The sequence below is a fragment of the Nocardia sp. NPDC055053 genome (assembly GCF_053608285.1).
On record NZ_JBSGVD010000033.1, the window covers coordinates 1 to 22897 of the forward strand.

23 protein-coding genes, 1 tRNA gene and 1 pseudogene are annotated in these 22897 nt (G+C 66.8%); 7 read left to right on the forward strand and 18 right to left on the reverse strand.

Annotated features, from left to right (window positions below):
• Positions 1-319: 319 nt before the first annotated feature.
• Positions 320-757 carry a helix-turn-helix domain-containing protein gene (locus ACWF82_RS26915; RefSeq protein ID WP_452505548.1) on the forward strand — a complete coding sequence of 146 codons (438 nt, stop codon included), beginning with the start codon at positions 320-322 and terminating at the stop codon, positions 755-757.
• Between the two features lies 1 nt (position 758).
• Here ACWF82_RS26915 and ACWF82_RS26920 read toward each other — a convergent pair whose 3' ends face one another.
• The 4 genes from ACWF82_RS26920 to ACWF82_RS26935 all read right to left on the reverse strand — a co-directional run bounded on the left by ACWF82_RS26920 (position 759) and on the right by ACWF82_RS26935 (position 3635).
• On the reverse strand, positions 759-1187 hold the full coding sequence (locus ACWF82_RS26920) for a phosphatase PAP2 family protein (protein WP_452505550.1): 429 nt from the start codon (positions 1185-1187) through the stop codon (positions 759-761).
• A 155-nt stretch (positions 1188-1342) separates the two neighbouring features.
• On the reverse strand, positions 1343-2422 hold the full coding sequence (locus ACWF82_RS26925; RefSeq protein WP_452505552.1) for a hypothetical protein: 1080 nt from the start codon (positions 2420-2422) through the stop codon (positions 1343-1345).
• Positions 2419-2913, reverse strand: a complete 495-nt coding sequence (locus ACWF82_RS26930) for an ImmA/IrrE family metallo-endopeptidase (protein WP_452505554.1) — start codon at positions 2911-2913, stop codon at positions 2419-2421. Before ACWF82_RS26930 ends, ACWF82_RS26925 begins: the two co-directional genes overlap by 4 nt.
• 251 nt (positions 2914-3164) lie before the next feature.
• Positions 3165-3635 (reverse strand): CGNR zinc finger domain-containing protein, encoded by a 471-nt coding sequence (locus ACWF82_RS26935; protein ID WP_452505556.1) that lies wholly within the window; start codon positions 3633-3635, stop codon positions 3165-3167.
• A 70-nt stretch (positions 3636-3705) separates the two neighbouring features.
• Between ACWF82_RS26935 and ACWF82_RS26940 the strand changes: the two are divergent.
• Positions 3706-4711 (forward strand): annotated as a pseudogene (locus tag ACWF82_RS26940) (epoxide hydrolase family protein).
• Between the two features lie 123 nt (positions 4712-4834).
• Here ACWF82_RS26940 and ACWF82_RS26945 read toward each other — a convergent pair.
• The 9 genes from ACWF82_RS26945 to ACWF82_RS26985 are packed head-to-tail and all read right to left on the reverse strand — an operon-like array spanning position 4835 to position 12740.
• Positions 4835-6148: an oxygenase MpaB family protein gene (locus ACWF82_RS26945; RefSeq protein ID WP_452505558.1), complete on the reverse strand. Its 1314-nt coding sequence runs from the start codon at positions 6146-6148 to the stop codon at positions 4835-4837.
• Positions 6149-6182: 34 nt separating this feature from the next.
• Entirely contained in the window at positions 6183-6980 is a 798-nt protein-coding gene (locus tag ACWF82_RS26950) for an SDR family NAD(P)-dependent oxidoreductase (RefSeq protein ID WP_452505560.1), read from the reverse strand.
• Positions 6977-7408: an alpha/beta fold hydrolase gene (locus tag ACWF82_RS26955; protein ID WP_452505562.1), complete on the reverse strand. Its 432-nt coding sequence runs from the start codon at positions 7406-7408 to the stop codon at positions 6977-6979. Before ACWF82_RS26955 ends, ACWF82_RS26950 begins: the two co-directional genes overlap by 4 nt.
• A complete protein-coding gene (locus tag ACWF82_RS26960; RefSeq protein WP_452505564.1) occupies positions 7405-7911 on the reverse strand; it encodes an acyl-CoA dehydrogenase family protein in 507 nt (168 codons plus the stop codon). The genes ACWF82_RS26955 and ACWF82_RS26960 overlap by 4 nt, the downstream gene beginning before the upstream one ends.
• Positions 7912-7916: 5 nt before the next feature.
• Positions 7917-9068, reverse strand: a complete 1152-nt coding sequence (locus ACWF82_RS26965; protein WP_452505566.1) for a thiolase family protein — start codon at positions 9066-9068, stop codon at positions 7917-7919.
• On the reverse strand, positions 9065-9472 hold the full coding sequence (locus ACWF82_RS26970) for a Zn-ribbon domain-containing OB-fold protein (protein ID WP_452505568.1): 408 nt from the start codon (positions 9470-9472) through the stop codon (positions 9065-9067). The genes ACWF82_RS26965 and ACWF82_RS26970 overlap by 4 nt, the downstream gene beginning before the upstream one ends.
• Positions 9469-11022 (reverse strand): class I adenylate-forming enzyme family protein, encoded by a 1554-nt coding sequence (locus tag ACWF82_RS26975; RefSeq protein ID WP_452505570.1) that lies wholly within the window; start codon positions 11020-11022, stop codon positions 9469-9471. The genes ACWF82_RS26970 and ACWF82_RS26975 overlap by 4 nt, the downstream gene beginning before the upstream one ends.
• Positions 11023-11062: 40 nt before the next feature.
• A complete protein-coding gene (locus tag ACWF82_RS26980; RefSeq protein WP_452505572.1) occupies positions 11063-11956 on the reverse strand; it encodes an SDR family NAD(P)-dependent oxidoreductase in 894 nt (297 codons plus the stop codon).
• Between the two features lies 1 nt (position 11957).
• Complete coding sequence (locus tag ACWF82_RS26985) at positions 11958-12740, reverse strand: crotonase/enoyl-CoA hydratase family protein (protein WP_452505573.1); 783 nt, start codon at positions 12738-12740, stop codon at positions 11958-11960.
• A 130-nt stretch (positions 12741-12870) separates the two neighbouring features.
• On the opposite strand from ACWF82_RS26985, the gene ACWF82_RS26990 reads away from it, so the two are divergent.
• Positions 12871-13575, forward strand: a complete 705-nt coding sequence (locus tag ACWF82_RS26990; protein ID WP_452505575.1) for a TetR/AcrR family transcriptional regulator — start codon at positions 12871-12873, stop codon at positions 13573-13575.
• 81 nt (positions 13576-13656) lie between these two features.
• Positions 13657-14133, forward strand: coding sequence for a hypothetical protein (locus tag ACWF82_RS26995; protein ID WP_452505577.1), 477 nt, complete (start codon positions 13657-13659; stop codon positions 14131-14133).
• 14 nt (positions 14134-14147) lie between these two features.
• Here ACWF82_RS26995 and ACWF82_RS27000 read toward each other — a convergent pair whose 3' ends face one another.
• The 3 genes from ACWF82_RS27000 to ACWF82_RS27010 form a co-directional block, all read right to left on the reverse strand.
• A complete protein-coding gene (locus tag ACWF82_RS27000; protein ID WP_452505579.1) occupies positions 14148-14678 on the reverse strand; it encodes a hypothetical protein in 531 nt (176 codons plus the stop codon).
• A 164-nt stretch (positions 14679-14842) separates the two neighbouring features.
• Positions 14843-15844: a hypothetical protein gene (locus ACWF82_RS27005; protein WP_452505581.1), complete on the reverse strand. Its 1002-nt coding sequence runs from the start codon at positions 15842-15844 to the stop codon at positions 14843-14845.
• A 10-nt stretch (positions 15845-15854) separates the two neighbouring features.
• The gene (locus ACWF82_RS27010; RefSeq protein WP_452505583.1) at positions 15855-16940 is read right to left on the reverse strand and encodes a trypsin-like serine peptidase; all 1086 of its coding nucleotides are present in this window, start codon (positions 16938-16940) and stop codon (positions 15855-15857) included.
• 323 nt (positions 16941-17263) lie between these two features.
• Here ACWF82_RS27010 and ACWF82_RS27015 point away from each other — a divergent pair, with 323 nt between their 5' ends.
• A complete protein-coding gene (locus ACWF82_RS27015) occupies positions 17264-18376 on the forward strand; it encodes a hypothetical protein (protein WP_452505585.1) in 1113 nt (370 codons plus the stop codon).
• Positions 18377-19531: 1155 nt separating this feature from the next.
• Positions 19532-19616 (forward strand) — tRNA-Leu (locus tag ACWF82_RS27020).
• A gap of 231 nt (positions 19617-19847) precedes the next feature.
• Here ACWF82_RS27020 and ACWF82_RS27025 read toward each other — a convergent pair.
• A complete protein-coding gene (locus tag ACWF82_RS27025) occupies positions 19848-21122 on the reverse strand; it encodes a glycosyltransferase 87 family protein (protein ID WP_452505587.1) in 1275 nt (424 codons plus the stop codon).
• 141 nt (positions 21123-21263) lie between these two features.
• On the reverse strand, positions 21264-21695 hold the full coding sequence (locus ACWF82_RS27030) for a MarR family winged helix-turn-helix transcriptional regulator (protein ID WP_452505589.1): 432 nt from the start codon (positions 21693-21695) through the stop codon (positions 21264-21266).
• Positions 21696-21753: 58 nt separating this feature from the next.
• Between ACWF82_RS27030 and ACWF82_RS27035 the strand changes: the two genes are divergently transcribed.
• On the forward strand, positions 21754-22773 hold the full coding sequence (locus tag ACWF82_RS27035; protein WP_452505590.1) for a hypothetical protein: 1020 nt from the start codon (positions 21754-21756) through the stop codon (positions 22771-22773).
• The last annotated feature ends 124 nt before the right edge of the window (positions 22774-22897 follow it).

Here is a 22897-nt window from a genome sequence, read left to right on the forward strand (position 1 = left end):
GAAACCCTGTTTCCCGGTGGCTCGGCGCAGGGCGTTCGCCCGGACTACTTCCAGGACGGCAGACAGGATGCACGCCATTGTGCGTCCTGCGGTACCTGCGAACCTCGGGCGGTTCGCTTGCCCCCTTCGCGAGCGAACCGGGACTCGCCGAACTGGCCGGGCCCCTACCCAACCGACCGCGCAGGACGGCTATCGTGAGCCTAAGACGGTCAGCTTGCTAATGCAAGTTGCAGAAGCAAGTTTTGTGATTGCGGATAAGGTAGCTAGCAGTTGTGCCGGGCGGGTGCGCCGACCGACGAGGAAGAAGGAGGTCGGGGCCATGTCGAACCTCGAAAACGATGACACGCCAGCAGAGTCCGAATGCGGACCGCCGTTTGCTGATCGCCTGAGGTTTCTCTTCGAGACGGTGTATCCGCGCGGTCGGGGTCCGTACAGTCAGACCGAGGTGGTCGACATGATCAGGGCCAACGGGGGCGGAATGACCACCGGCTACATGTCACAGCTGTTGTCAGGGAAACGCCGTTCACCCACATTGCCGACCGTGACCGACATCGCCACCGTATTCCGCGTCCCGATCGACTATTTCGGGTCGCCGGAGTCCTATGCGGAGATCCGGCGCCACATCGCTTGGATCAGTACGATCCGTGACTCGGGTGCCGAACAGGTCGCTGCCCGTACCTACAACCCTGCCGAGGTGTTCGAAGTCGGGTTCCGGGAGTTGCGCCGCAGCACCGACGAAGGCGACGCGGACAACTGATTCAGGACGCGAGCAGATAGGCGCCGGCCGCGAGCGCCGCTCCCACGATGGAGCCGACGACGACCTGTCCGCGGGTGTGATCACCCAGCCACACTCGCGACCATCCATTGACGACAGTCAGCGGCAGCGCGGCAAGAAACCACGGTGAGGCGATCAGCGCCAGCAGGACCGTCGTTCCCGCACTCACAGCGGTATGGACACTCACCTTCCATTTGCCGATCACGGTCACGATTCCGATGCCGAACAGGACAACCAGCCCGGCCACCGTCCATGCGATCAGAGCGCGCGGGGCGCCCTGCACGATCTCGACGATCAGGCCAACGCCCACGATGCCCAGAATCGCCGGAATCACCCAGCGCCGACCGTCGATATCGGTCACATGGTGATCGCTGGCGATTCCGCGCCGCACACCGGCCAGGATGATGACCATCGGGATCCCGCCGGTGATCGCGGCGACGAAAAGCCCCCACCCTGGAGCACCCACAGCGAACCCGGCGATCGTCCCGGTCACGATATTGATCACCCAGGGCGCCCCGAGCTCGGTGATCACCCGAGCCGCACGCGCTTGCGGCACCATCGTTTCCGTCACGCCGAAACCTCTCGCTGTTCATCCCGATACTTCCGTGCCAACGTCATTGCCCACGTGCGGTCGAGTTCTGCCTCGAGGGCCGCCGAGCGAATACCGGCACTACTGAACGCGGACGACGCTCGCCCCCGTAACAGCCACTCTGCTACTGCCGCAGCTACTTCCGTCATGTCTGCCACGGAAGCGTCAGGTTGTGGGGTGCTCTCGGCTTCCATGCTCAAGGCGTCGAGCAATTCGGTGACCCGGTCATCGGCTCGCTCATCGGTGCTACTGCCCCGCCGGGACGCCCGGCGAACGCCGGGCCAGCGCGTCGTCAACTCTCGATGGAGCGGGCCGATCGCCCACAGGATTCGCTTCGCACGCACCCACGACACGACCGGCGACAACATCATGCCAACGAAGATCACCAGCACGCCCGCCGCGGACACCGCGCGGGTGACCTCGAAGACCACGGGCAGCTGGGGCGCACCGAGATAGCGCGCCGCCACGAAGTAGCTCAGCCGAATCCACGCCCACACCGTCGCCGCGGCCAGCCCCACCGACAGCAGGGTCAAACTCCAGCCGGTCATGCTGCGCACATCCGCGGCACGAGCGGTCATCACCATCAGCGCAGGGCACAGCAGCGCCGGGAACAGCGCACCGGCGATGCCTGCCTCGGCATATCCGGGCAGATGACTGTAGGAGATGTCGAACTCGAACCCTCCTGCCGCCTGCGGAACCGTCGGCGCGCAGGCGAAAATCGCCATCGCTGCCACCGAACCGACCACCGCGATCAGGCCGAGTACCCGCGCCCCGCGCGCGACCCTCTCCGGATCGGTCGTGACGGCCAATGCCAGCACACCCGAGGACGCCGCCATCAGGTTGAACAGCACCATGCGCAATCCGGTCGAGAAATTGGCAATCGGCACGACAGTCTGCACCAACGTCTCCACCGCCGGGATGTTCACACTCAAATGCACGGCGACAACACCCAATGCCACCACCATGCTCCCCAGAACCCAGCTGCGCGACCACCACCACCGCCACGCCCGGCTCAGCACAGCGATCCACATCAGGGGCGCCAGAACGATGGCGTTCACCCCAGTGCCTCGCCCCAGCGAGATCGCAACCGCGGCTCTTTGCGACCGATGCGCTGCAAGCGGTTCAACAGCACGCTCGCGAACTGCTCGGCGGCCAATTCCTCGCCGGCCACACCTGCATTGCCGCACTCTCGGCGCAACATCAGCGCGGCCAACTCGTGTACCGCTGTCGGCAGCGCTGCCTGCGCCAGCTCGAGCACCGGCCGTCCCTGATGCCCCAGCACGATATGACCCAGTTCGTGGGCAAGAGTCCGGTCCCGAGTCTGCACCCAGGAGGCAACGCTGACCTCATCGTGATCCCGGTAATGGACCCACTGCCCGAACACCCCCGCCGGCAGTGCCGAATTCTCGACCACCTGCAACGGCCGCCCCCGGAACCGAGAAACCGCCGCCACCAACCCATCCAACGACTGAGACTCCTCCACCGTCGCCATGGTGAAGATACGGTCGACCGCCGAATTGACCGCCGGACCGCTGAACACGCCCATCATCCAACCACACCCGGCCTCGCCCGCCGATCGCCGATTGCCGAGCCGGCTTCGCCGGAGAGACTCCATGGTCGGCCAACGCCCCCGCGGCTCGATCCAGGCGTGCGGTCGTGGCACGGGTCACCCAGACCGGTGAGCGCTTTCCGCCTGATACTCCAATCATGCTGTGCCCGTGACCGTTTCGCCGCGTCACGATCGACAAGAACCGGGTGCGTCAACCCGACCCGAGCCCCTTGCCTATGGTCAGCCTCTGGCTATTTACGCCGGCCGGCGTTGAAGCGTGCCTTCTTCTGGCGATTCCCGCATGTGTTCATATCGCACCATTTGCGGGTGCGGCTCTGGCTGGTGTCGAAGAAGGCAGCCCGGCAGGTCGGCGCCGCGCACAAGGCCAATCTTCCGTCTCGCTCACCCGCGATAATGCTGATCGCGTCGGCAGCGATGACGCCAAGGGCATCTTCGACGCCGGAAGCCGAGCCGAGTTGCCATCGACGGTTGCCCTCGGCCGTCAGGACGGCCGCGGCCCGGCCCTGGATGCTGAAGTCATTGATGACCTGGACTGCAGACGCAGGAAGGACGTCGTGGATCGCGGCCGCTGTCGCGGCGGCGTGCATCGATTCCCTCAGTTCCCGAGCACGTTCGAGCTGGGCGGTGGTGCAGGAGCCCACCCCGAGGCCATACACGGCCAGCCAGTCGACGAGCCGCTGCGGCGTGGGAATGCGCTCCACAACGTCGCCATGACGCTCCGGCGACGTCCGAGCGTTCGCAGCCCACGCACCCGACGCCGACCTCGACGATCTGCGCGCGAGATTGGCTGCGGCGCGACTGCCGGAAGCCGAGACGGTCTATCGCCCCGCGCCCGACCCTCGCCGATGGGACCAGGGTGTGCCTCTAGCCGACCTCGTCGAGGTCGTGAACTACTGGCGCACCGGGTACGACTGGCGATCGTTCGAAGAGCGCCTCAACCGAATTGGCCAGTTCCGCACGCTCATCGATGGTCTGGGAATCCATTTCCTGCACCGCCGCTCCGCGCGCGCAGGTGCCACTCCCCTGATCTTGACGCACGGCTGGCCGGACAGCGTTGCCCGGTTCATCGATGTGGTAGACGAGCTGGCGGACCCGAAAGACGCAGGCGCGCCGGCGTTCCACGTTGTGGTTCCGTCGCTACCGGGCTTCGGTTACAGCGACAAGCCGGCCACTACCGGGTGGGGAACCGAAAAGATCGCGGCCGCATGGGTGGAACTGATGGGAAGCAACGTTCGCGGAGGCGCCGCCCGGGTTGACCACGGACGGACTCACGGCGACCGAGCGCACATGGACCGAGGAAACCCGCGATTTCTGGCGCCACCGCGCGGCATACGCCAAGCAGCAGGCGACCCGGCCGCAGACCATCGGCTACTCGCTCGTCGACTCACCGGTGGGGCTCCTCGCCTGGATCCTCGACAAATTCGCCGAGTGGAGCGATACCGAGGACAGCCCGTTCGAGACGATTTCCCGAGACCGCATTCTCGACGACGTCACCCTGTATTGGCTGACACGGACCGGCGCGTCGGCGGCCCGTATCTACTACGAAAGTCACAACTCGCTGGACCCCGAACTCCGGGTCGAGGTCCCGTCGGCCCTCACCATGTACCCCCGCGATACCGAGAAGTGTCCGCGCCCCTGGGCACAGCAGCGGTACCGGCAGATCGTCCGATGGACGACGCCCGCGACCGGGGGACACTTCCCATCGCTCGAGGTTCCCGAGTACTTCGTCAAGGACCTGCAAGAAGGCCTCGCGGCAGTATTGGCCGCCAATCGGTGAACGCGCTAGGTCGTGTTTCCCAATAGCCTGAGCCATTCGACCGCGAGTGCCATGACGATCCCAGCACCGCTTGATCCGCCTGCCTCGCAACAGCTCTCGCGATCCGTCAGAATTCGATGCCGATCAGCCGTGGTATGTCGCAGCGTCGGTGGTGAATTCGGCATGGCCGAGCCGCTCCAAGTACCTGCCGATCTTGCGAACCAGGCTCACGTCCGCCGCCGAACGGGTGATCGGAAGTCGGAGCAGCATTCCAAAGCTGAAATGGAGGCAGGCCGCGTAGGCGAATGTTGTTGCCGCGCGAAGTTTGTCGGCGACTGTGAGCTGCATGCCCATAGCGGCGGCCCGTTCCTGGCTTCCGGCCAGAGCCACCTTGATGAAAAAGGCTTTGGCGGTGCTGCGTTCCATGTGGTCGCGGAGACGGCTGATGCGAGTGCGATCCGGTTCGGTGTAGGCCTGCATGGTCGCGCGGACCAGCGCACCGCAGGTCGTGTCGTCATAGGCTTTGCGTAGGGTGGCCTGCCGGGTCGCCAGGACATCGACGATCGCGCGGGGAGTCGCCTGGAGCAGATCCTCGGGCAGCCCGAGCAGGTAGCAGCGGTAGCGCGCGAATTCGACCTGGGCCTGCTCGTCGGGGGTGAAGTGATCGCGTCCTTGCTCGAGGACGCGCATGGCAAGCAGCATGGTCGGGATGAGTCCGGCGGGCATCTGATCCGACTGCGGGATGGGGATTCCGTACACCGTGGAGTCCCAGTCGTCGCGGCGCAGGATGTTGAACCGGACCATCGAGTGCATGAGCCGGACCTTGGCCGCGGCCCGGAACCCGACACCGTGGCGCTCCAGCGCACCGGGCAGGGTAGTGCAGGCGAAGAACGACGCGGTCTCCTTCATCCGCCTGCCCGCGGTCCTCGTGCTGAGCGAGCCGGTGATCGCCATCGGCAGCGCCGCGTAGGTGTTCATGAAGGTCGCGACGAAGGCACCGCGGATCAGGAACGGCATGAGGTGCGCGGCCATGTTCCGTTCGATCCGGGCGCCCTCTTCGACCAATGCCATGTCGAGCCAGTCGGGAACGCGCGTCATGTCGGCGACAAACGCCACCAGCTCGGCCGGCGGATTCTCGACACTGTCGATCCCGTCCGCGCAGGCCTGGTCGAGCATCTCGACCAGGCGCCGGAAACCGCACTCGGGCATGAGAGCCGCGTAGGCGTCGGCGACGAGATCGCCGAGCATCGTGTAGGCCTCGATGGTGGCGACACGGTCGCGGTCGGCTAGCAGGAGCGGGCGCAACGCCGCGAACTCGGAGCGGATCGCGGTCTCCGCGTCCGGAGCGTCGGTGAATCGTTCCGGACGCCGGTCGAAATCGATAGCGCCGTACATGTCGGGTAGCAGTTCCTTCTGCCGGGCGATCCGGTCGCGGATATCGTCTAGGGAGGTCGTCATGAATAGTGGCCTTTCGGAAGGGATAGCACGGCGGTCACAGGGTCAGGGAGTAACCGCCGTTGACGGGTATGGTCTGGCCGGTGACCCATCCGGCGACGTCGGAGGCCAGGAAGAGGATCATGTTCGCGGCGTCGTCGGGCTCGCCGAATCGCCGGATCAGGTACCCGGACAGCACTTTCGCGGCGAATTCCGGGTCGGCGATCGCCTGGGCGATCGCGGGTGTCCTGGTCGCGCCCAGCGCGACGCAGTTGGCCGTGATGCCGAAGCGTCCGCCCAGCCGCGCCATCGACCGGGTGAACCCGGCGGCACCGGCCTTCGCGCCGGAATACGCTTCCATGCCGTTGATTTCGCCGACCCGGCCCGCGTCGGAGATCACGGTGATCACCCGGCCGTAGCCGTTGGCCCGCATCAGCGGGAAGACGTGCCGGGTCGCGGTCATCACGCCGTGCAGGTTGACGTGGAGGTACGGCGCCCAGTCAGCGGGTTCCTGCTCCCAGAACGGCCGCTGTGACCCCGGGGCGATGTCGGTGCCCCGGTTGCCCGCGTTGTTCACCAGGATGTCGATCGCACCCAGGTGCGCCGCGGCGCTGCCGATCGCGGCGCCGAACCGGTCGAAATCGCCGACGTCGGCAACGGCTGCGATCGCCACCGCGCCGGTGGAGCGCAGCTGGTCGACGACGTCGCCGGCACGCTCGGCGGCGACATCGTTGATGATCACCGCCGCGCCGCGAGCCGCCGCCAGTTCGGCCACCCGGCGGCCGACGCCCTGGCCGGCGCCGGTGATCAACACGGTGCGTCCGGTCAGTGTGAGCGGATTGTCTGGGGCGGTCACAGGTGGTTCCTCCTGAGCTCATCGAGAAACGACCGCAGCGCGGCCGCGAACACGTCGTTGTCGTCACCGGCGACCATGTGCCCGGCGCCGCCGACGTCGGCCACGACGGCGTGCGGAATCAGCTGACGCAGCAGCTCGACGCCGTCGTCGGTGGCGATGTCGGAAGCAGTGCCGCGAATCAGCAAGGTCGGCACCGTGATCCGCCGCGCCGCGCGTTCCAGCGTTCGCTGGAGGTCCTCGGCGGTGGCGACGCGACCTGGAAGAACGCCGGATCCCAGTGCCAGTACCACCGGCCGTCCACGCCACGGCGCAGGTTCTTGCGCAGGCCGTCGAGATTGCCGGGAGTGCGGCGGTGCGGGTTGTAGGCGGAGACCGCCGGCGCCGCCGGTGAAGGCCACCCCGGTGGTCTCCCCGCTCGCCGCGGTCATCGCGACGCCCCGTTCGCCGTCGCCGCGCGCGCGGCGACATCGCGGCCGACGATGTCCTTCATGATCTCGTTGGTGCCGCCGTAGATGGGCTGGATCCCGCGCAGGTCGCTCCCGGCGCCGGGTTCGGTCAACGCGAGTGAGCCGATCGCCGTTCCGGCACACAGCCGCGTGTGGCGCTGCTGCTCGGTACCCAGGTCGACCAGGTAGGGCACGACGAGGTCGTCCTGGACGCTGAGACCGGCGTTGACGGAGTTCGCGCCGACCCGGCACAGCTCCTCCATCACCACCATGCGATAGCGGAAGTCGGGCACCCCGCCGCCACCGTAGGCCTCCGGCACCGCGATGCCGATCAGCCCCAGAGCACCGGCCGCGGTCCAGGCGGACCGGTCGATGATGCCGTCGTCGTCCCAGCGCTCCCAGTGCGGTGCCACTTCTTTCGCCACAAAGGCGGCGACCGTCGCGCGGAAGTTCTCGTGTTCGGTGTCGTACAGCAAGCGCTTCAACCTGGTTACTCCCCTGCTCGCAGGACATGCACGGCGCAGACGGCACCGAGGCCGACCATGTGCGCCAGCCCGGTGCGCGCGCCAGGGTGCTGGCGGGGCCCGGCTTCACCCCGGAGCTGGGTGGTGATCTCGCCGATCTGACCGACTCCGGTGGGCCCGAGCGGGTGCCCGGACCCGAGCAAACCGCCGGACGTGCTGACCGCGACCCGGCCGCCGAGGTCGAACTCTCCGCGTTCCAGGGCGGCGGCGGCCTCGCCTTCCTTGACCAGTCCCATCGCCTCGACGTACTGCAGTTCTTCGATCGTGAACGCGTCGTGGAGTTCGACCACGTCGAGATCGTCGGGCCCGATGCCGGCCTGGTCGTAGGCCGCGTGCACCGTCGCACGGGTGAGTTCGGCGTCGAAACTCCGTGCCCCGTACAGCTCTTCGCTGCGCAGAACCGAGGACAGGACCCGCACACAGCGTGAGCGGTCCAGCCCCAGCGAGTCGATGGCGTCGTCGGAGACGACGATCGCCGCTGCAGCGCCTTCCCCGATCGGACAGCACTGCAGCCGCGTCAGCGGACCCGCCAGCGGCGGACCGGCGAGCACCTCCTCGATCGTGCGGGCCTTGGGCCGCTGCGCGTTCGGATTCAATGCCGCGTTCGTGTAGTTCTTCACCGCGACCGCGGCCAGCTGATCGGGCGTCGCGCCGTAGCGGTCGAGATACTCCGACGCCAGCAGCGCGAAGTGCGCCATCGGCGGCACGTAGGCGGCCGCCAGTGCCGGGAGACCGGTCGAGGCGAGTGCCCCGCCGCCGGCGGCCGGGAGCTTGTCGACCCCGAGCACCAGCGAGATGTCGCTCGTACCGGCGGCGACGTCGTGACAGGCCAGCCGGAAGGCGGTGGACCCGGACGCGGAGGCGTTCTCCACCTGCATCATCGGCACGCCGGTCACCCCGAGATGCTTGAACAGCGGCCGCGACGCGGCCATCCCGAGCAGCGCGGTCGCGGTGTAGACGCTGTCGACCGCGGGCCACGCGACTCGTGCGTCACCGAGCGCCGCCTGGACCGCGGTCAGACCCAGCTGGACGTAGGGCGTGTCGCCGGGTTTCTGGTAGCGGTGCCAGCCGACGCCGGCGACGTAGACCGGTCGCTGCTGGGCGAGCGTGATCTTCACCTGTCCCCCTGAAGGATCGGAGTGAAGCGCAGTTCGGCGACCTGGCCGTCGCCGCGCTCGATCGGTACGGTGACCGCCCGCACGCGCGTGCCGATCCCGGCGTCGGAGGCATCGATCAGCACCGAGCGCACCATCGGCCCCTCGTCGAGCACGACCGAGGCCAGCGTGTAGGGCGCGCTGACATGCCGATTCGGCGCGAGATGGATTTCCGTGACGGCCGCGATCGTGCCGGTGCCCGCCAGCGGGACCCGCCGCAGGCGTTCGCCGTGGTCGCCGTTGTTCTCGGAGCCGTACTCCTGGAACGGGTAGGACACGAATCCGGTGGAGTCACGCAGCCCGAACAACCGGGGCGCTCCATCGTCGTCGACGTCATAGAGGGCGGGTTCCGCCGAGACCGCTGTCATGCCGTCGCGCCCTTGTCCGCCAGGAAAGGCGCGCGCAGGACCCGTTTGAGGGACTTGCCCATCGAGTTGGTCGGAATCTCGTCGATGAACTCGATCGCCCGAGGCCACTTGTATTTCGCCAGTTTGCCGTCGCAGAAGGCCAACAGCTCCGCGGCGGTCAGGCGCGCGCCGGGAACGGTCTGGACGAAAGCCATCGGCTGCTCGCCGTGGTCGTCGTCGGGGACCCCGATCACCGCGACGTTCACCACTTGCGGGTGGGTCGCGAGCACGGCCTCACTCTCGGCGGGATAGATGTTCACGCCGCCGGCGATGATCATGTCGGTGATCCGGTCGGACAGGAACAGCACACCTTCGTCGTCGAGATAGCCGACGTCGCCGGTGAAGTAGAAGCCGTCCGCGTCGAGCTTGTCGTCACCGAGCGGACCGCGGCCGATATAGCCACTGATGACGGCGGGGGTCTTCGCTGTGATCTCCCCCGGTGTCCCGGTGGGAACGGGGCGTCGGGCCTCGTCGACGATGCGCACCTGGACCTGCCGGAACGGGATGCCGGTCGCGGCGGGTTTGCGCCGCAACAGTTCCGGGGTCGCGCCGGCGATCATGCCCGCCTCGGTCGCTCCGTAGATCTCGTGGACAACGTCGCCGAACACCTCGAGGGCCTGCTGCTTGAGCTGCGCGCTGAACGGCGCCGCGCCGCCGAGCAGGAACCGCAGCGTCGAAATGTCGTGGCGAGCGCGGACCTCGGTGGGCAGCTTGATGATGCGGTGCACCATGGTCGGTACCGAAATCCAATGGGTTACACCGTGTCCGGCGATCAGCGCCAGCACTTCCTCGGCGTCGAAGCGCCGCTGGAAGACAACGGTGCCGCCGGTGGCGAGGGTGAACTCGGTGTAGGACGGACCTGCGCCGTGATGCATGGGCAGGTTGATCAAGGCCTTGCTGCCCGGACCGCCGACGACGAGGTCGAACTGCACCGAGGTCCGGTAGTCCCGGAGCACAGCCTCGTCGACGTCGGTCTGGAAACTCGCCAGCGGTGCGCCTTTGGGCGCGCCGGTCGTGCCCGACGAGTAGATGATCAGCGGCGCCAGCGACGCCGCCACACGGTCGCGCTCGGTCCCCTCGGCGATGAGGTCGGCCAGCAACTCGGTGCCGTCGGCGGCGATGTCGACCGACACGATGACCTTCAGCTCCAGCGGCCCCCATGCCTCTACGACAGTCGAAGGTTCCGGGTCGTCGACGACCGCGGCCTTCACCTCGCAATCGGTGGCGATATACAGGGTTTCCGGCGGCGAGAGCCGGTAGTTCACCGCGACGATGACGGCTTTCAGCTTGGCCAGCGCCAGCGAGACGATCAGCCATTCCAGGCGCGTGTGCATCCGGACCGCGACGCGATCGCCCTCGCCCACGCCGCGCCGGGCCAGCGAGTCGGCGAGCCGGTCGGCGCTCGAGTTCCAGTCGCGCCAGGTCAGGGTGCGCTCGCCCTCGGTGGCGCAGACGGCATCGAGATTTGCCGGCGCGTACGCGGGCGACGGGGTCAGCGAGTGTGGGGACATGGTGGCTCCTCTTCGAGCGGATTCCAGCGGTAGAGCGAGGTCAGGACAGGCCGCCGCGGGCGCCACCGCTGACGGGGATGACCTGACCGGTCACGAAATCGGACAGCGGGGAGGCGAGCCAGAAGATGGCGTCGGCGGCCTCGCGGATGGTTCCGGTGCGGCCCAGCGCCGCGCCGAACATCGGGCGGGGCGCGAACATGTCGCGCTGCTCGCTCGGGTCGAAGCCCAGAGCTTCGAGCGTCTTGTCGGGGACGCCGAGCACCACTTCGCGCCCGTCGACGGTGATGGTCTGCTGGGCCGATTGCGGTGCGCCGAAACGGGTCTGGATCACGCCGAATGCGACGGCGTTGACGTTGACGTTGGCCGGGCCCCACTCTGTCGCGAGAGTCTTGGTCAGGCCGATCAAGCCCGCCTTCGCCGCGGCGTAGTTGGCGGCGCCGGCATTGCCGAAACTGGCGGCCAGGGAGGTGACGTTGACGATCTTGCGTTGCCGGATGATGCCGTCCTTGGCCTCCGCCCGACCGGCGTCGCGGAAGTAGGGCGCGGCGGCGCGGCAGATCCGGAACGGTGCCAGCAGGTGGATGTCGAGCATCGCCTGGAACTGTTCGTCGGTCATCCGGTGCACGGGCGCGTCCCAGAAGTAGCCCGCGCTGTTGACGATGATGTCGATGCCGTGCCCGGCCGCGGCCACGGACGCGATCAGCTTGTCCGGAACCGAGGGGTCGGTCAGATCACCGACGAACGGTACCGAGTCGTTGCCGATCTCGCCGGCGACCTCGTTGACGAGATCGGGGTCGAGGTCGGCGACGACGACACGGGCGCCGCTGGCGGCGAGCGCCTCGGCGGTCGCGCGGCCGATGCCGTTGCCCGCGCCGGTGACGATCGCGGTTCTGCCCGCGAGCAGCGCGCTGGTGAGGGTCGGGGTGGTCAGCATGTCAGCGGCCTTTCCATTGCGGCGCGCGCTTTTCGATGAACGCGCGGATTCCTTCTCGGGTGTCCTCGGACTGGATCACCGGGCCCGCGAAGGCCATCTGCTGCTGCCAGGCCTCTTCGTCGGACCACTCGAAGCTGTGCTGGACGATGGCTTTGCTCGCCACCACGGCCAGCGGTCCCGCCGCCACGATTTCCTCGGCCAGCTCCAGCGCGGCCGGGACGGCCTGGCCCACCGGCACGAGCCGGTTGACCAAGCCCATCCGGTGAAACTCGGCGGCGGATAACGGCTTTCCGGTCAGGGCCAATTCCATGGCGATGTTGGACGGGATCTTGCGCGGCAACCGGAAGAGCCCGCCGCCGATCGCGACCAGCGCCCTGGCTGCCTCGGGCAGACCCATCCGGGTCGCCTCGGTGGCGACGATCAGGTCGCACGCCAAGCACAGCTCGAAGCCGCCGGCGAGCGCGTCGCCTTCCACCGCGGCGATGAGCGGTTTGGTCGGCGGCTTCGACATCACGCCGAACCCGCCGCGGCGGACGGAGACCCCCATGTCGCCGACGGCGGCGGCCTTGAGGTCCTGTCCGGCCGAGAAGGTCGGCCCCGCGCCGGTGATGATCGCGACACGGAGCGTGTCGTCGGCCTCGTAGTCGTCGATGACGGCTTCCATAGCGCGCGCGGTCAGGCCGTCGAAGGCATTGCGGCGGTCGGCCCGGTTGATCGTGATCAGCAGGATCCGATCGTCGGATCGACGCTCGGTGCGGATGACGCTCTCGGAGTCGTCGGTCATATGTCGTTCCTTCGGTGGTCATTCCGGTCGCCGTAGTCGGCGTCATAGTCAGACCATAGATACTAGTTAACCAACAAGCAAGTATCTTCCGTGTCAAATGGTCAGCAAGTTAGCTGCTACGGTTTTTCCCATGACCGGAACTCAGGGGAAGACCAGCACGAAGCCGCCTGCGAACTCCGGAACGAAGGCGGCCGCGGCCCCCCGCCGCACCCAGCAGGAGCGGACCGCGCAGGCCGAACAGGCACTGCTCGACGCGGCGGCGGCGCTGTTCGCGAGGCGCGGAGTCGACCGGACCTCGCTCGCCGACGTCGGGCTCGCGGCGGGCTACAGCCGCGGCCTGGTCAACCATCACTTCGGCAGCAAAGCCGCGCTGATCGACCGGCTGGCCCACGACATCCAGGCCCGCTTCGTCGCCGGGATCGTCACCAAGATGACCGAATCAGGCGATGACGCGATCGACACGCTGGTGAGCCTGGTGCGCGACTACCTGTCGGCGCTGGTATCCCAGCCCGACGCGGGCCGGGCCTTCTTCGTCATGTGGTCTTCCGCGATCCCGGACGAGGCGGCCCTGCGGTCGGTCTTCGCCACCGACGACGCGCTGTTCCGGCTGGGCGTGGAGACCGTGGTGCGCGCCGGACAGGACGAGGCGACCGTGGACGGCGAGCTCGATCCTGCCGCGACCGCAGTGGCCCTCGTCGGCATGCTGCGCGGTGTGGGCGCGCAATACCTCATCGCGCCGGACGCCTTCGATCTGGCGGCGGCGATCGAGTCCGGCCAGCGCTTCGTCCGGCAGAGCCTGACGCCCACGAAGCGGAAGCCGTCCAGCGCGCAGTGAATCCGGCGCAGCGCGGCTACCTGCTTGACCAGCGCCGATCCATCCTTGCAGCAGCCACTCCCGACTCGCTACGCAGTCGACATGTCTGCGGAAGGCCGCCTGCCGTGCTCGGTTTCGCTATCGCGACGTGAGCTGGTCTTCCCGCGCATCCGAGCCGCATTGGACTCCTCGGCCGATCCGGTGGAACGCGTCGACCGCGCGATGGAAACCTTCCTCGACATCTGCACCGAACCCGCGTATCGCCACATCGTGCTGCTGCAGGGCCCTATCGCGCTGGGCTGGCGACGCTGGCGTGAAGTCGACCAGCGCCACCTCAGCGGGCTCGTCATCGACGGCGCCCAACACCTGCTCGATGCCGGCCACATCCAGCCGCACCCGCCCGAACTGCTCGCCAGCGCCTTCTACGGCGCCCTCACCGAAATGTCGCTCACCATCGCCGAATCCGCCGATCCGACCCTCGGCCGCGCTCGAGCGGCAGAGCTGGCCCGCGCCCTGCTCGGCGGGCTGATCACCGACACCGCACACACTGACACCAGCACGAAAACCAGACCATCGTAGCCGAGACCTCGTCCTCAGATCGGACCGAACAGCCCGGCGAGCCCGAGCACGAACAACACGGTTCCCAACACCATAGCGACGACGTGCGGAAACATGACGTGAGCAAAGAACCACGGCTGCCTCTGCCGCCATGAGGACGCGCGCTCCCACGGTTCCGGATCGGCAGGGTCGGCCTGGTGCCCGTCGGGTCGGACCGGGTTGTCGGCGACCCACCAACTCCAGTCGATGAGCGGTGAGGATGCACGTCTGCCGCTGGGCAACGCCACAGAGAACAGTGTGTGTGCAGTCATTTCGATGGCACGCATGCGGGGGTAGTAGTGCATCTGGTGAGCTTTGGTGAATGCCTCGAGCAGCCAGAACGCGACCCCGCTGGCGGCGGCGACGAGGAACAAGCCGTAGTGGTTCTGCTGAAATCCCAGGCCCAGGGTGGCCAGACTCAGCGTGACTCCCCAGCCCTTGATGGTGAGCAGTCGTTGATCGAACCCGTTCACGATGTTGTGCAGTTGTGCGTACTCGGCACGCAGGTCGTCGTGCAGGCGAGCCATGTCGCCAGAGTCCGCAGATTCAACCATGTCGCTTCCCCGTTCACCTGGCCGAGGCCGACACAACATCGGCCCAACTTGCGCTAAGGCGGCGGAAACGTCGTTATGCGTGTGCGCCAACAAGTCCCGCCTCGTCGAATCCACAGATCAGGATCAGCTAGGAGGGGTCATCGTTCCATCGCACGAGCGATCGGAACCGCGACGTCCGGGTCGGCGAGATAATCTTCGATGGCATGGGGTCCGGTCGGGTTGTGGGTTCGCTCATCCGCGAGTTGCCCGGCGAAGGACTCGTCGAATGCTCCCGCCAACGGGTGGACGAGGGCGACGATGTCCAGCACGTCATAGGCGTTCAACCACGCAGCTGCGCGGGTCGGGACTTGCGCTGGGATACCGGGGCGCCGTCCGGCGACCTTGCCCAGGAGGTTCTTCTGCACAATCGGGAACCCCAACGGACTGCCTGCGGTCACCAGCTGCCTGACCTTGTACGTCGCCGGGAGCCGGGTGAGCAGATCGTAGGCGACGATGCTGCCCAGACTGTGCCCCACGATCACGACATCACCGCCGGCTCCCACTTTCGCCCGCAGGTCCCGCTCGACGACGGCGAGGACCTGCTCTCGCATTTCCGTCATTTCCAGGTAGTAGGCGACGTCGTCGAGGAAGCGTTCGATGATCAGAGCGGGCGCGCCCGTCTTGCGGCTGAGGAATTGCAGAGCCCCACGTACCACCGGCAGCTTGAGCGCATCTCCGAACCCGAGCTCCTGCGCGACATCGTGTTCGGTGAGCCCGACCCCAGGATCGGTATAGCCGAGTTCCTTGACCGGGTCATAGTTGATCGCACCCGCGGCATCCAGAAGCAGAGCCACCTTCGTTTGCACCAGTTTCGCTTCGTCGGCTTCGGCAGCGGTGTCGAGCATTTCGAGCTCCGGCCGCCGGCCGCCACCGGCCTCGAAATCCTTGATGGCGTCAGCGAAGACATTGCCGTAGAACGGAAACACCACCTGCGATTCGTCGACAGGGCCACGTCCAGCCGTGATCAATCCCTTGGCCAGTCCCCCGACCCATTTCCGCTTCATACTCAGGACGTAGGCGGCGAGCCGGTCAGGATCGCGGGCGACCTCGTCGTCACTCTCCTGGCTACGACCATGGATGAACAGCAGCGTTGTCGACATGGACCTGCTCCTAGTCTTGTTGCAGAACCTTGGTGAGCAATGCGGCCTGGTCCGTCGACAGGTTCAGCGTTTCCAGGCGAGCGACGATGCTCGATACACGTATGCCCGCGTTGGCAATCCAGTGGCGCAGGTGATCGGGTGTCCGGCGTGTGACGAGGTTGCCGTTGATGTCGATCTGCCTGCCCTGAGAGTCCTGTGCCTGTTCGGCTCGATAGTGCAGCCCGACAAGCTCCCACTCGTCGTTGAACACCGGTGAACCCGACGACCCGGGCATCGTGTCGGTTTGATAGATCAGCCGCGTCGGGTCCACCTTCAGCAACAGGTTCTGCCGGAACGCCAGTTTGCGCGGATTCCCGCCCGGATGTTGGACGATGTTGAGAGGTTGGCCCTGGAGGATCTTCCCGATGGCCGGGTTCAATCGGATCCGGCCGAATCTGGACGCCGCCGCTTTTCCGTTGGGTAGTGCGGAGACTGCCACCAGCGCGAAGTCGAGTTCCCGGTCTCCGGTGACGAAGAACCGGTCCGGGTCCAACGTCAAGCTCACCGAGGAGCGGATCTGACCTGCTTCGTTTTCCTCGAATCGGAAGACCACTCGGACCCGAGGATCTTGTGCCGATTCCAACGTCGGGAACACGTGCCAGTTGGTGAGCAGCAGCTCGTCCGACACCAGGAAGCCGGTCGCCGGTCCGCGGGGTGTCTTGATCAGCGCGACCGAATCCGCGGCCGCGGCTGCCCGCTTGAGCCACAATCCGGGCACCATGTCGTCATCGCCCATCGCCTGCTCGAGCTCGCCGTCGATCACCACATGATCGGCGTTGTCCGGGATGGCGATGCCGCGAAGATTCGCTGCCGCCATCTTGCGGCCGACCGGCTCTGACCGCCATGCCTGGGCGGGGTCGGCCAGCACCGAGGCAATGTGTTCGACGTTGTCCGGAGTCACGATCGGCCCGCCGCCTGTCGGTAGCAGTGGGTCGACCCGTTCGATCGAGCTGATGTCGCCAGACGCGCGGCGTCCATCGTCCATATCGCACCGCCCCGTACCTCGTTCAGCCACGGAAACCACAACGATATTGCACTCTATGCCCCGCAGGACCACGGTCCTGCACACCGCTACGCAATCGTGACGGCTGGAACCTCAGGACCCGACAGCCCCGCCGCAGGCGACAGGTCGCGAAGGATTGAGGTAGTGCCTTACTCGTGTCCCGCCCAGCTGAGAGCGGGAGGGTGATCGTTGTTCCGTTTGCGGACCGGGATGCCGTAACAGGTCGCCACGCGTCAGCGGTCAAGAGCCGTCGCGGATCTGGGACGGCGCGGGCCGGATCGACCCGCTACAGGCCCTCGGCGGACGCAATCGCCACCATCAACGGTTGACCGGGTCCGGTGAGTGGACAAAGGATTCCCCGAGAAAGGAAAACTGCGATGGGTGAAGTACTTGTTGCCGAAACTGCCTCTGGTGTCACGCCGTCGATCACCGGCACCGGCAACGGCGGATTCGTGGTGGTGTGGAGCGATTCCACCCTTGTCAATATCAAGGCACGCATCCTGACCGCCGACGGCCAACCCGCGACCGACGAGTTCCAGGTCAATCAGACCCATGGTTCAGTTCATCCTGTTGCTGCCATGGCTGCAGGTGGCTTCGTCATCGCGTGGATGACCAAGGAACCAAATCCGCGGCTACTGCTGCAGCAGTTCAGCAACGATGGCAGCCAGATCGGCCAGGAGCGCCTGGTCAGCAGCACCACTGTCAACGCAGATCACCGTCCGGTGATCGCTCGACTGCCGGACCGGACCGTAGTCGTGGCATGGGTCAGCTCCCGCCTCGATGAAGGCGTCCGGGCAGCGTTCTTCTCACCTGATCTTCAATTGCGTGGCGAAGTCAGAGTTGACGAGGGACATCCGGTCAACACCGGCCCGCTGGCCGCGGCGAGCTTGCAGAACAACAGCTTTGCGATTGCATGGCGCGGCGGCGATAGCGACGCAACGATCCGGACGCGGTTGCGAATCTTCGCCCCGAACGGACACAAACCCGGGACAGAGAAGGCGCCGAACATTCGCAATGGCGGACAGATGTCCATGACTTTCCTCGACCCGCTACCGGGCAGCGAGTCCGGCCATTTCGTCCTCGCGCACACCGTCCCCGGCGAAGGAGAACAGGAAACTCTGGTGGCCACCGTGTTCAACCCAGCCGGAGATATCCTTCGTACCTTCAACGTCACCCACCGAGACGGAAACGGGGTAGCCGGCCAACCGGCAGCGGTAGCAACGAATGGCCAAGGGTTCCGCGTCGCTTGGTCTGAGCGCTTCCTGCCCGAGATCGGCGACCAGACGGGCAACAACATCAAAGTCCGGATATTCGGAGACGAAGGCGCGCTCGACACCGCAGCCGACCTCGCCGCCTCCACCGGCGACCAAACGTCCCCCTGCATCGTGAAAATTCTCGTCCCCGATACAGGCTTTCGTACCGGCATTGCGTGGCTCGACGACGCAGGGACCCTGGGCGCCAACCGGAGGTTGATGGCAACCACACTGTAGGGCCCGTTCGAGCGATCTGGGCGTGTAACTGTTCCTATTTGACTGGAGGGCATAGCCGTATCGCGAACCTGCAGTATTCGGTGGCTCGCCGGTTGCGTCAGCCATCACAATCCAGTCTTCCAGCAAAGCCACGAACGGCAGACCGGCCACACACGGTGAGCACAGGTCATCGCTGCCCCACCTACAAGGTTGCCGGCGTCGTCGGGGTACGCGGCGAAGGGCCGACGAGTGGAGAGCGGACCGCCACCGAGGCCAAGTACCCGCACCCGAATCTTTCTGCGCTGTATAGGTTTCGGACTAGGTTGGCGGGCGACAGGGTCCAGCGGCCGTGCCCAGGTTGGGGAGGGCCGGCGGGATGGAACCGGTGACGTTGATCGTGGCGGCATCGCAGCGGGCGCCACAGCAAGCTTGGGTGACACAGCCAAACAGGTGGTCGCCGACGCCTACAGTGCGCTGAAAGGACTGATAAGCCGCCGATACAGGTGATCGATGCCGTTGTCGTCCTCACGTTGCGCTCGACCTGATCGACCGATGCGCGGGCACTTGGACGATGGCTGCGACCCCGGTCCTGTTCGACCTGAACTTGCGAGCCGACGACCAGCTCCTGACCAGATAGCCCAAGGTCCTGCAACACCAGGGTCTGGCCATAGCAAATCGGCATAGTCATGCCGTAGCACAAGCCGACAGCATGCGCCATGGGAGAAGGCCAGAACGACGTCCTCGGTGCCGAGATCGACGTCCTCGTATGTGCAGCCACCACCGATCGCTTGCGCCGCGGCATATGAGGCCTGCACCGGGTCTGCCCGATCCAGACCACTGGCCGGACCCGACCGCGACAAACTCACTCGGATCAACATGCCTCGTCAGCGCATGCGCTGGTAGCGGCGATAAACGGCGCGGACGCTCAGGAGGTCCTTGGGGACAACCGAGCTCGGCGACCCCACATCCGCGACCAAGATCACAACGTCCGTCACACGCTGTCGAAACCCTCGCGGGAGCCTCGCGAGCCGAGGTCGCCCGCCGACTAGTTCGAAATCGCCCCTCCGCGAACATTTGCTCCGCCTTGACTCATCGCGATCTTGCGACAAAACGGCAGGTCACCTAGGCGATTTGGTTTCCGCCACCGCGTCGGATAATCTTTTGGCACACCAGCAAGTCCGGGTGGCGGAATGGCAGACGCGCTAGCTTGAGGTGCTAGTGCCCGTATTAGGGCGTGGGGGTTCAAGTCCCCCTCCGGACACAAAAGAAGGCCCCGATCAGATGATCGGGGCCTTCTTCGTATCCACACAACATCCGCCCTCGCGCAACGCCGACGACCGCGGGGACAAAGCTCCCGCTCTTGCCGGGGGTCGGCGATCGGCCGTGCGGCAGGAGAGGGTGCACGGGACGAGCTGCGCGGGTCGAGGCTTCTCGGTTATACCCACGCATGGACGGGCCGCCCCGACCACACCCTCTGTACGGCCCTCCCCCGCTAGGCAGCGCGGGCGGGCTCCTCAACCTTGGCGGACTCCGCCGCCGTATTTGCCGCAGGCCGCCGCCCGGTGAGGAGGAAGAGGGCAACCAAAGCGACGGCGAGCCAGACGTAGGTGTCGCCGACGAGGTGTTGCCACCAGGCCCAGGAGGTTTCTCGGTGTTCGCCGTCGGGGAGGAAGCTGTGGGGGGCTATGACGAAGACGGCGGCTACTGCGACTGCCGTGGCGTACCAGCCGCGGGCGCTGCTCGCGGGGAGGGTGCGGGCGTGGCAGACGATGGCGAGGAGGGCGGGGGCGATCCAGACCCAGTGGTGGGACCACGAGATGGGTGAGAGCAGGAGGGTGAAGACCGCGTTGAGGGCCAGGGCGATCGCGGGGGCGTCGGCGGCCTTGCGCATGGCGGCGACGACGAGGACGAGCAGGAGGGCGCCGAAGACGAGCCAGAGGGCGTCGAACGGGAGTCCGGTGACGTGCAGGCGGGCCAGGACGGCCTGGATGGACTGGTTGGTGTGGAAGGCCGAGCCGCTCAGGCCGGAGACGTTGCCGAGGCCGCCGAACCAGTAGCGGGTGGATTCGCCGGGGAGCAGCGCGAAGGAGGCGATCGTGGCGATCGCGCCGGTGGCGGCTGCGGTGGCGGCGGCCTTGTAGTCCTTGCGGACCAGGAAGAACAGGACGAACGCGGCGGGGGTCAGCTTGATCGCGGCAGCGAGGCCGATGAGCATGCCGCGCGGGTAGCGGGTCTTGGGGAGCAGGCAGTCGGTGGCGACGAGCACCATCAGCAGCAGGTTGACCTGGCCGAAGTCGATGGTCGATCGCACCGGTTCCAGCAGCATGGCCGCGGGCAGCGCGCACGCGGTCAGCAGCAGCGCGGCCTGGCGGCTCTCGCGGTGGTAGCGCCGGGCGACGAGGAACAGGGTCCAGCCGAGCGCGGCGATCGACGCCACGACATAGAGGACTTTCGCCGCACTCCAGGACAGCAGCGCGAACGGCGCGAGCGCGATCGCGGCGAACGGCGGATAGATGAACGGCAGGCCGATCCCGGCGGAGGTCTTGGGCAGCTGGCCGTACATGTCGGCGCCGTCGCGCATGGCCTCGATGCCGAGGCGATACACCTGCAGGTCGATGAAACCGCCGGAATATTGCTCGAACGGCCAGAGCGGGATGCGCACGCACGCGATCGATACAACCGTGAGCAACACCGGCACCAGCCACCATGCTCGATTGATCGGGCGTGGGGAACACTGCTGCACAGGGTGGGTGGTGTCACTACTCATCCGCGGCGACTATACCGACTCGCGTGCTATACCGCGTCATCGCCCGGCGGCGGCGGTGACGTGCGCAATAGCCAGCCGGATGCCCGATCCGGCGTGGTCGCGAGGTTGCCGGGGCCGACCGTGGGGTCTGCGGGATGCGGGTCAGTCGCCGCGGTTGTAGCGGATGAGAAAGGACGCCATCGCCTCGACATCGGCGTCGGTCCAGTCGGCGAATCGGGCGGTGAAGGCCTCCCGGCGGCGGCGCTCCGCCTCCTTGGCGACCGACCTCCCCTGCGCGGTGGCGCGCAGGATGTGGTTGCGCCGGTTGCCGGGGTCGACCTCGCGTTCGAGGTAGCCGAGCTTCTCCAGGGCACCGACCTGCCTGCTGACCGTCGACTTGTCGAGCAGGAACTGTTCGGCCAGGTCGGTGGCCTGACATCCGCCGCGCTCCAGGATCAGGTCGAGGATGCTGTAGGCGACCAGGCTCAGCTCGGGGTGCAGTTCGGCGGCGCGGCCGCGGGCGCGCCGGGCGAAGGCGGTGAGCTCCCGCTGGATGGCGTCGACGGCGTCGGCTCTTGTGTCTCGCGCGTTCATAGTTGTACGATACAACAATATATAGTTGCATTTACCAACCGTTTGGAGATTCTCCTCGATGACTCGCACCCAGCTCCGGCACGTCGCCGGACATCTGCTGACTCCGTTGCTGATGTGCCTCGGCATGGCCTTCGCGTATCTCGGCGCGTTCCACCAGCCGACGCCGAACCATCTCGAGCTGGCCGTCGTCGGCGATTCCCCGGAGTCGATGGTGCTGGCGCAGACGATGAAGGACAAAGCCGGTGACGGCGTCGACATCATCACGGTGCCCACCCGCCACGCGGCGATCGACGCGCTGGACAACCGTGACCTCGTCGCCGCGTACGTGCCCGACGCGCAGCGTCCCGAACTGCTCGTCGCCACGGCGGGCTCCGACACCACCGCCATGGCGGCCGAGGTGGTCTTCCGGCAGGTGTCCGATCATCAGGGCGTGCCGCTGGTCGTCACCGATGTGACCACGAAGGCCGGCGGGGATCCGACCGGGCAGGGGTTGTTCTTCCTGCTGGTCGCGTTGAGCGTCGGCGCCTACGGCAGTGTCGCGGTGATCGGCGCCGCGGGCACGACATTGCGGATGCGGGTGCGCGCGGCGGTCGGCGTGGTCACCGCGCTGGTGGTGAGCCTCATCGGCATCCTCGTCGCCGGACCGGTGTTCGGTGTGATCGACCACGACTACGCCGCCGTGTTCGGTATCGCGTGGCTCTACAGCGCGGGCATCATCCTGATCGGCATCGGGTTGCACACCTTCCTGAAGCGCTGGACCACGCTCGCGCTCATCACGCTGTTCGTGATGCTGAACTTCACCACCTCGGGTGGTGTCTACGGGCCGCAGCTGCAGAACGGGTTCTTCGGTGCGCTGCACTCGTTCTGGAACGGCGCCGACTTCGTGGAGGGGTTGCGCAGCCTGCTCTACTTCGACACTGCCGCCGGGTTCGGGGCGCGCCTGCTCGGGCTCTTCGCGTGGCTCGCGGTCGGTGTGGTGCTGATCGTGGTCGCCGGACAACACGAGGCGCGCTACGCGCCCGAACCGGTCGCGCCCGCCGCGGTCGAGGAGGAGATCGGCGAAGCGGTCGCCGTCTAGCCCACTGGCCGACGATGTGCCGGCCACGTCCCGGCGAATCCCGTTGCCGACCATCCGGATCCGCGATCCGGGCCAAGGTCGGCCGGTTCGCCGGAGCGTTGCGCGGAAAGGGGTCGCGGTATCG

Excerpts from the sequence above, each read along its gene's own strand:
- ACWF82_RS27000 (WP_452505579.1), bottom strand. The coding sequence starts at position 14,678 with ATGGCTCGCCTGCACGACGACCTGCGTGCCGAGTACGCACAACTGCAC.
- ACWF82_RS26985 (WP_452505573.1), bottom strand. The coding sequence starts at position 12,740 with ATGACCGACGACTCCGAGAGCGTCATCCGCACCGAGCGTCGATCCGAC.
- ACWF82_RS27005 (WP_452505581.1), bottom strand. The coding sequence starts at position 15,844 with ATGTCGACAACGCTGCTGTTCATCCATGGTCGTAGCCAGGAGAGTGAC.
- ACWF82_RS27030 (WP_452505589.1), bottom strand. The coding sequence starts at position 21,695 with ATGAACGCGCGAGACACAAGAGCCGACGCCGTCGACGCCATCCAGCGG.
- ACWF82_RS26975 (WP_452505570.1), bottom strand. The coding sequence starts at position 11,022 with ATGTCCCCACACTCGCTGACCCCGTCGCCCGCGTACGCGCCGGCAAAT.
- ACWF82_RS27035 (WP_452505590.1), top strand. The coding sequence starts at position 21,754 with ATGACTCGCACCCAGCTCCGGCACGTCGCCGGACATCTGCTGACTCCG.
- ACWF82_RS26980 (WP_452505572.1), bottom strand. The coding sequence starts at position 11,956 with ATGCTGACCACCCCGACCCTCACCAGCGCGCTGCTCGCGGGCAGAACC.
- ACWF82_RS27015 (WP_452505585.1), top strand. The coding sequence starts at position 17,264 with ATGGGTGAAGTACTTGTTGCCGAAACTGCCTCTGGTGTCACGCCGTCG.
- ACWF82_RS26930 (WP_452505554.1), bottom strand. The coding sequence starts at position 2,913 with ATGATGGGCGTGTTCAGCGGTCCGGCGGTCAATTCGGCGGTCGACCGT.
- ACWF82_RS26990 (WP_452505575.1), top strand. The coding sequence starts at position 12,871 with ATGACCGGAACTCAGGGGAAGACCAGCACGAAGCCGCCTGCGAACTCC.
- ACWF82_RS26955 (WP_452505562.1), bottom strand. The coding sequence starts at position 7,408 with ATGACCGCGGCGAGCGGGGAGACCACCGGGGTGGCCTTCACCGGCGGC.
- ACWF82_RS26915 (WP_452505548.1), top strand. The coding sequence starts at position 320 with ATGTCGAACCTCGAAAACGATGACACGCCAGCAGAGTCCGAATGCGGA.
- ACWF82_RS26995 (WP_452505577.1), top strand. The coding sequence starts at position 13,657 with ATGTCTGCGGAAGGCCGCCTGCCGTGCTCGGTTTCGCTATCGCGACGT.
- ACWF82_RS26920 (WP_452505550.1), bottom strand. The coding sequence starts at position 1,187 with ATGGTCATCATCCTGGCCGGTGTGCGGCGCGGAATCGCCAGCGATCAC.
- ACWF82_RS26945 (WP_452505558.1), bottom strand. The coding sequence starts at position 6,148 with ATGACGACCTCCCTAGACGATATCCGCGACCGGATCGCCCGGCAGAAG.
- ACWF82_RS27025 (WP_452505587.1), bottom strand. The coding sequence starts at position 21,122 with ATGAGTAGTGACACCACCCACCCTGTGCAGCAGTGTTCCCCACGCCCG.
- ACWF82_RS26970 (WP_452505568.1), bottom strand. The coding sequence starts at position 9,472 with ATGACAGCGGTCTCGGCGGAACCCGCCCTCTATGACGTCGACGACGAT.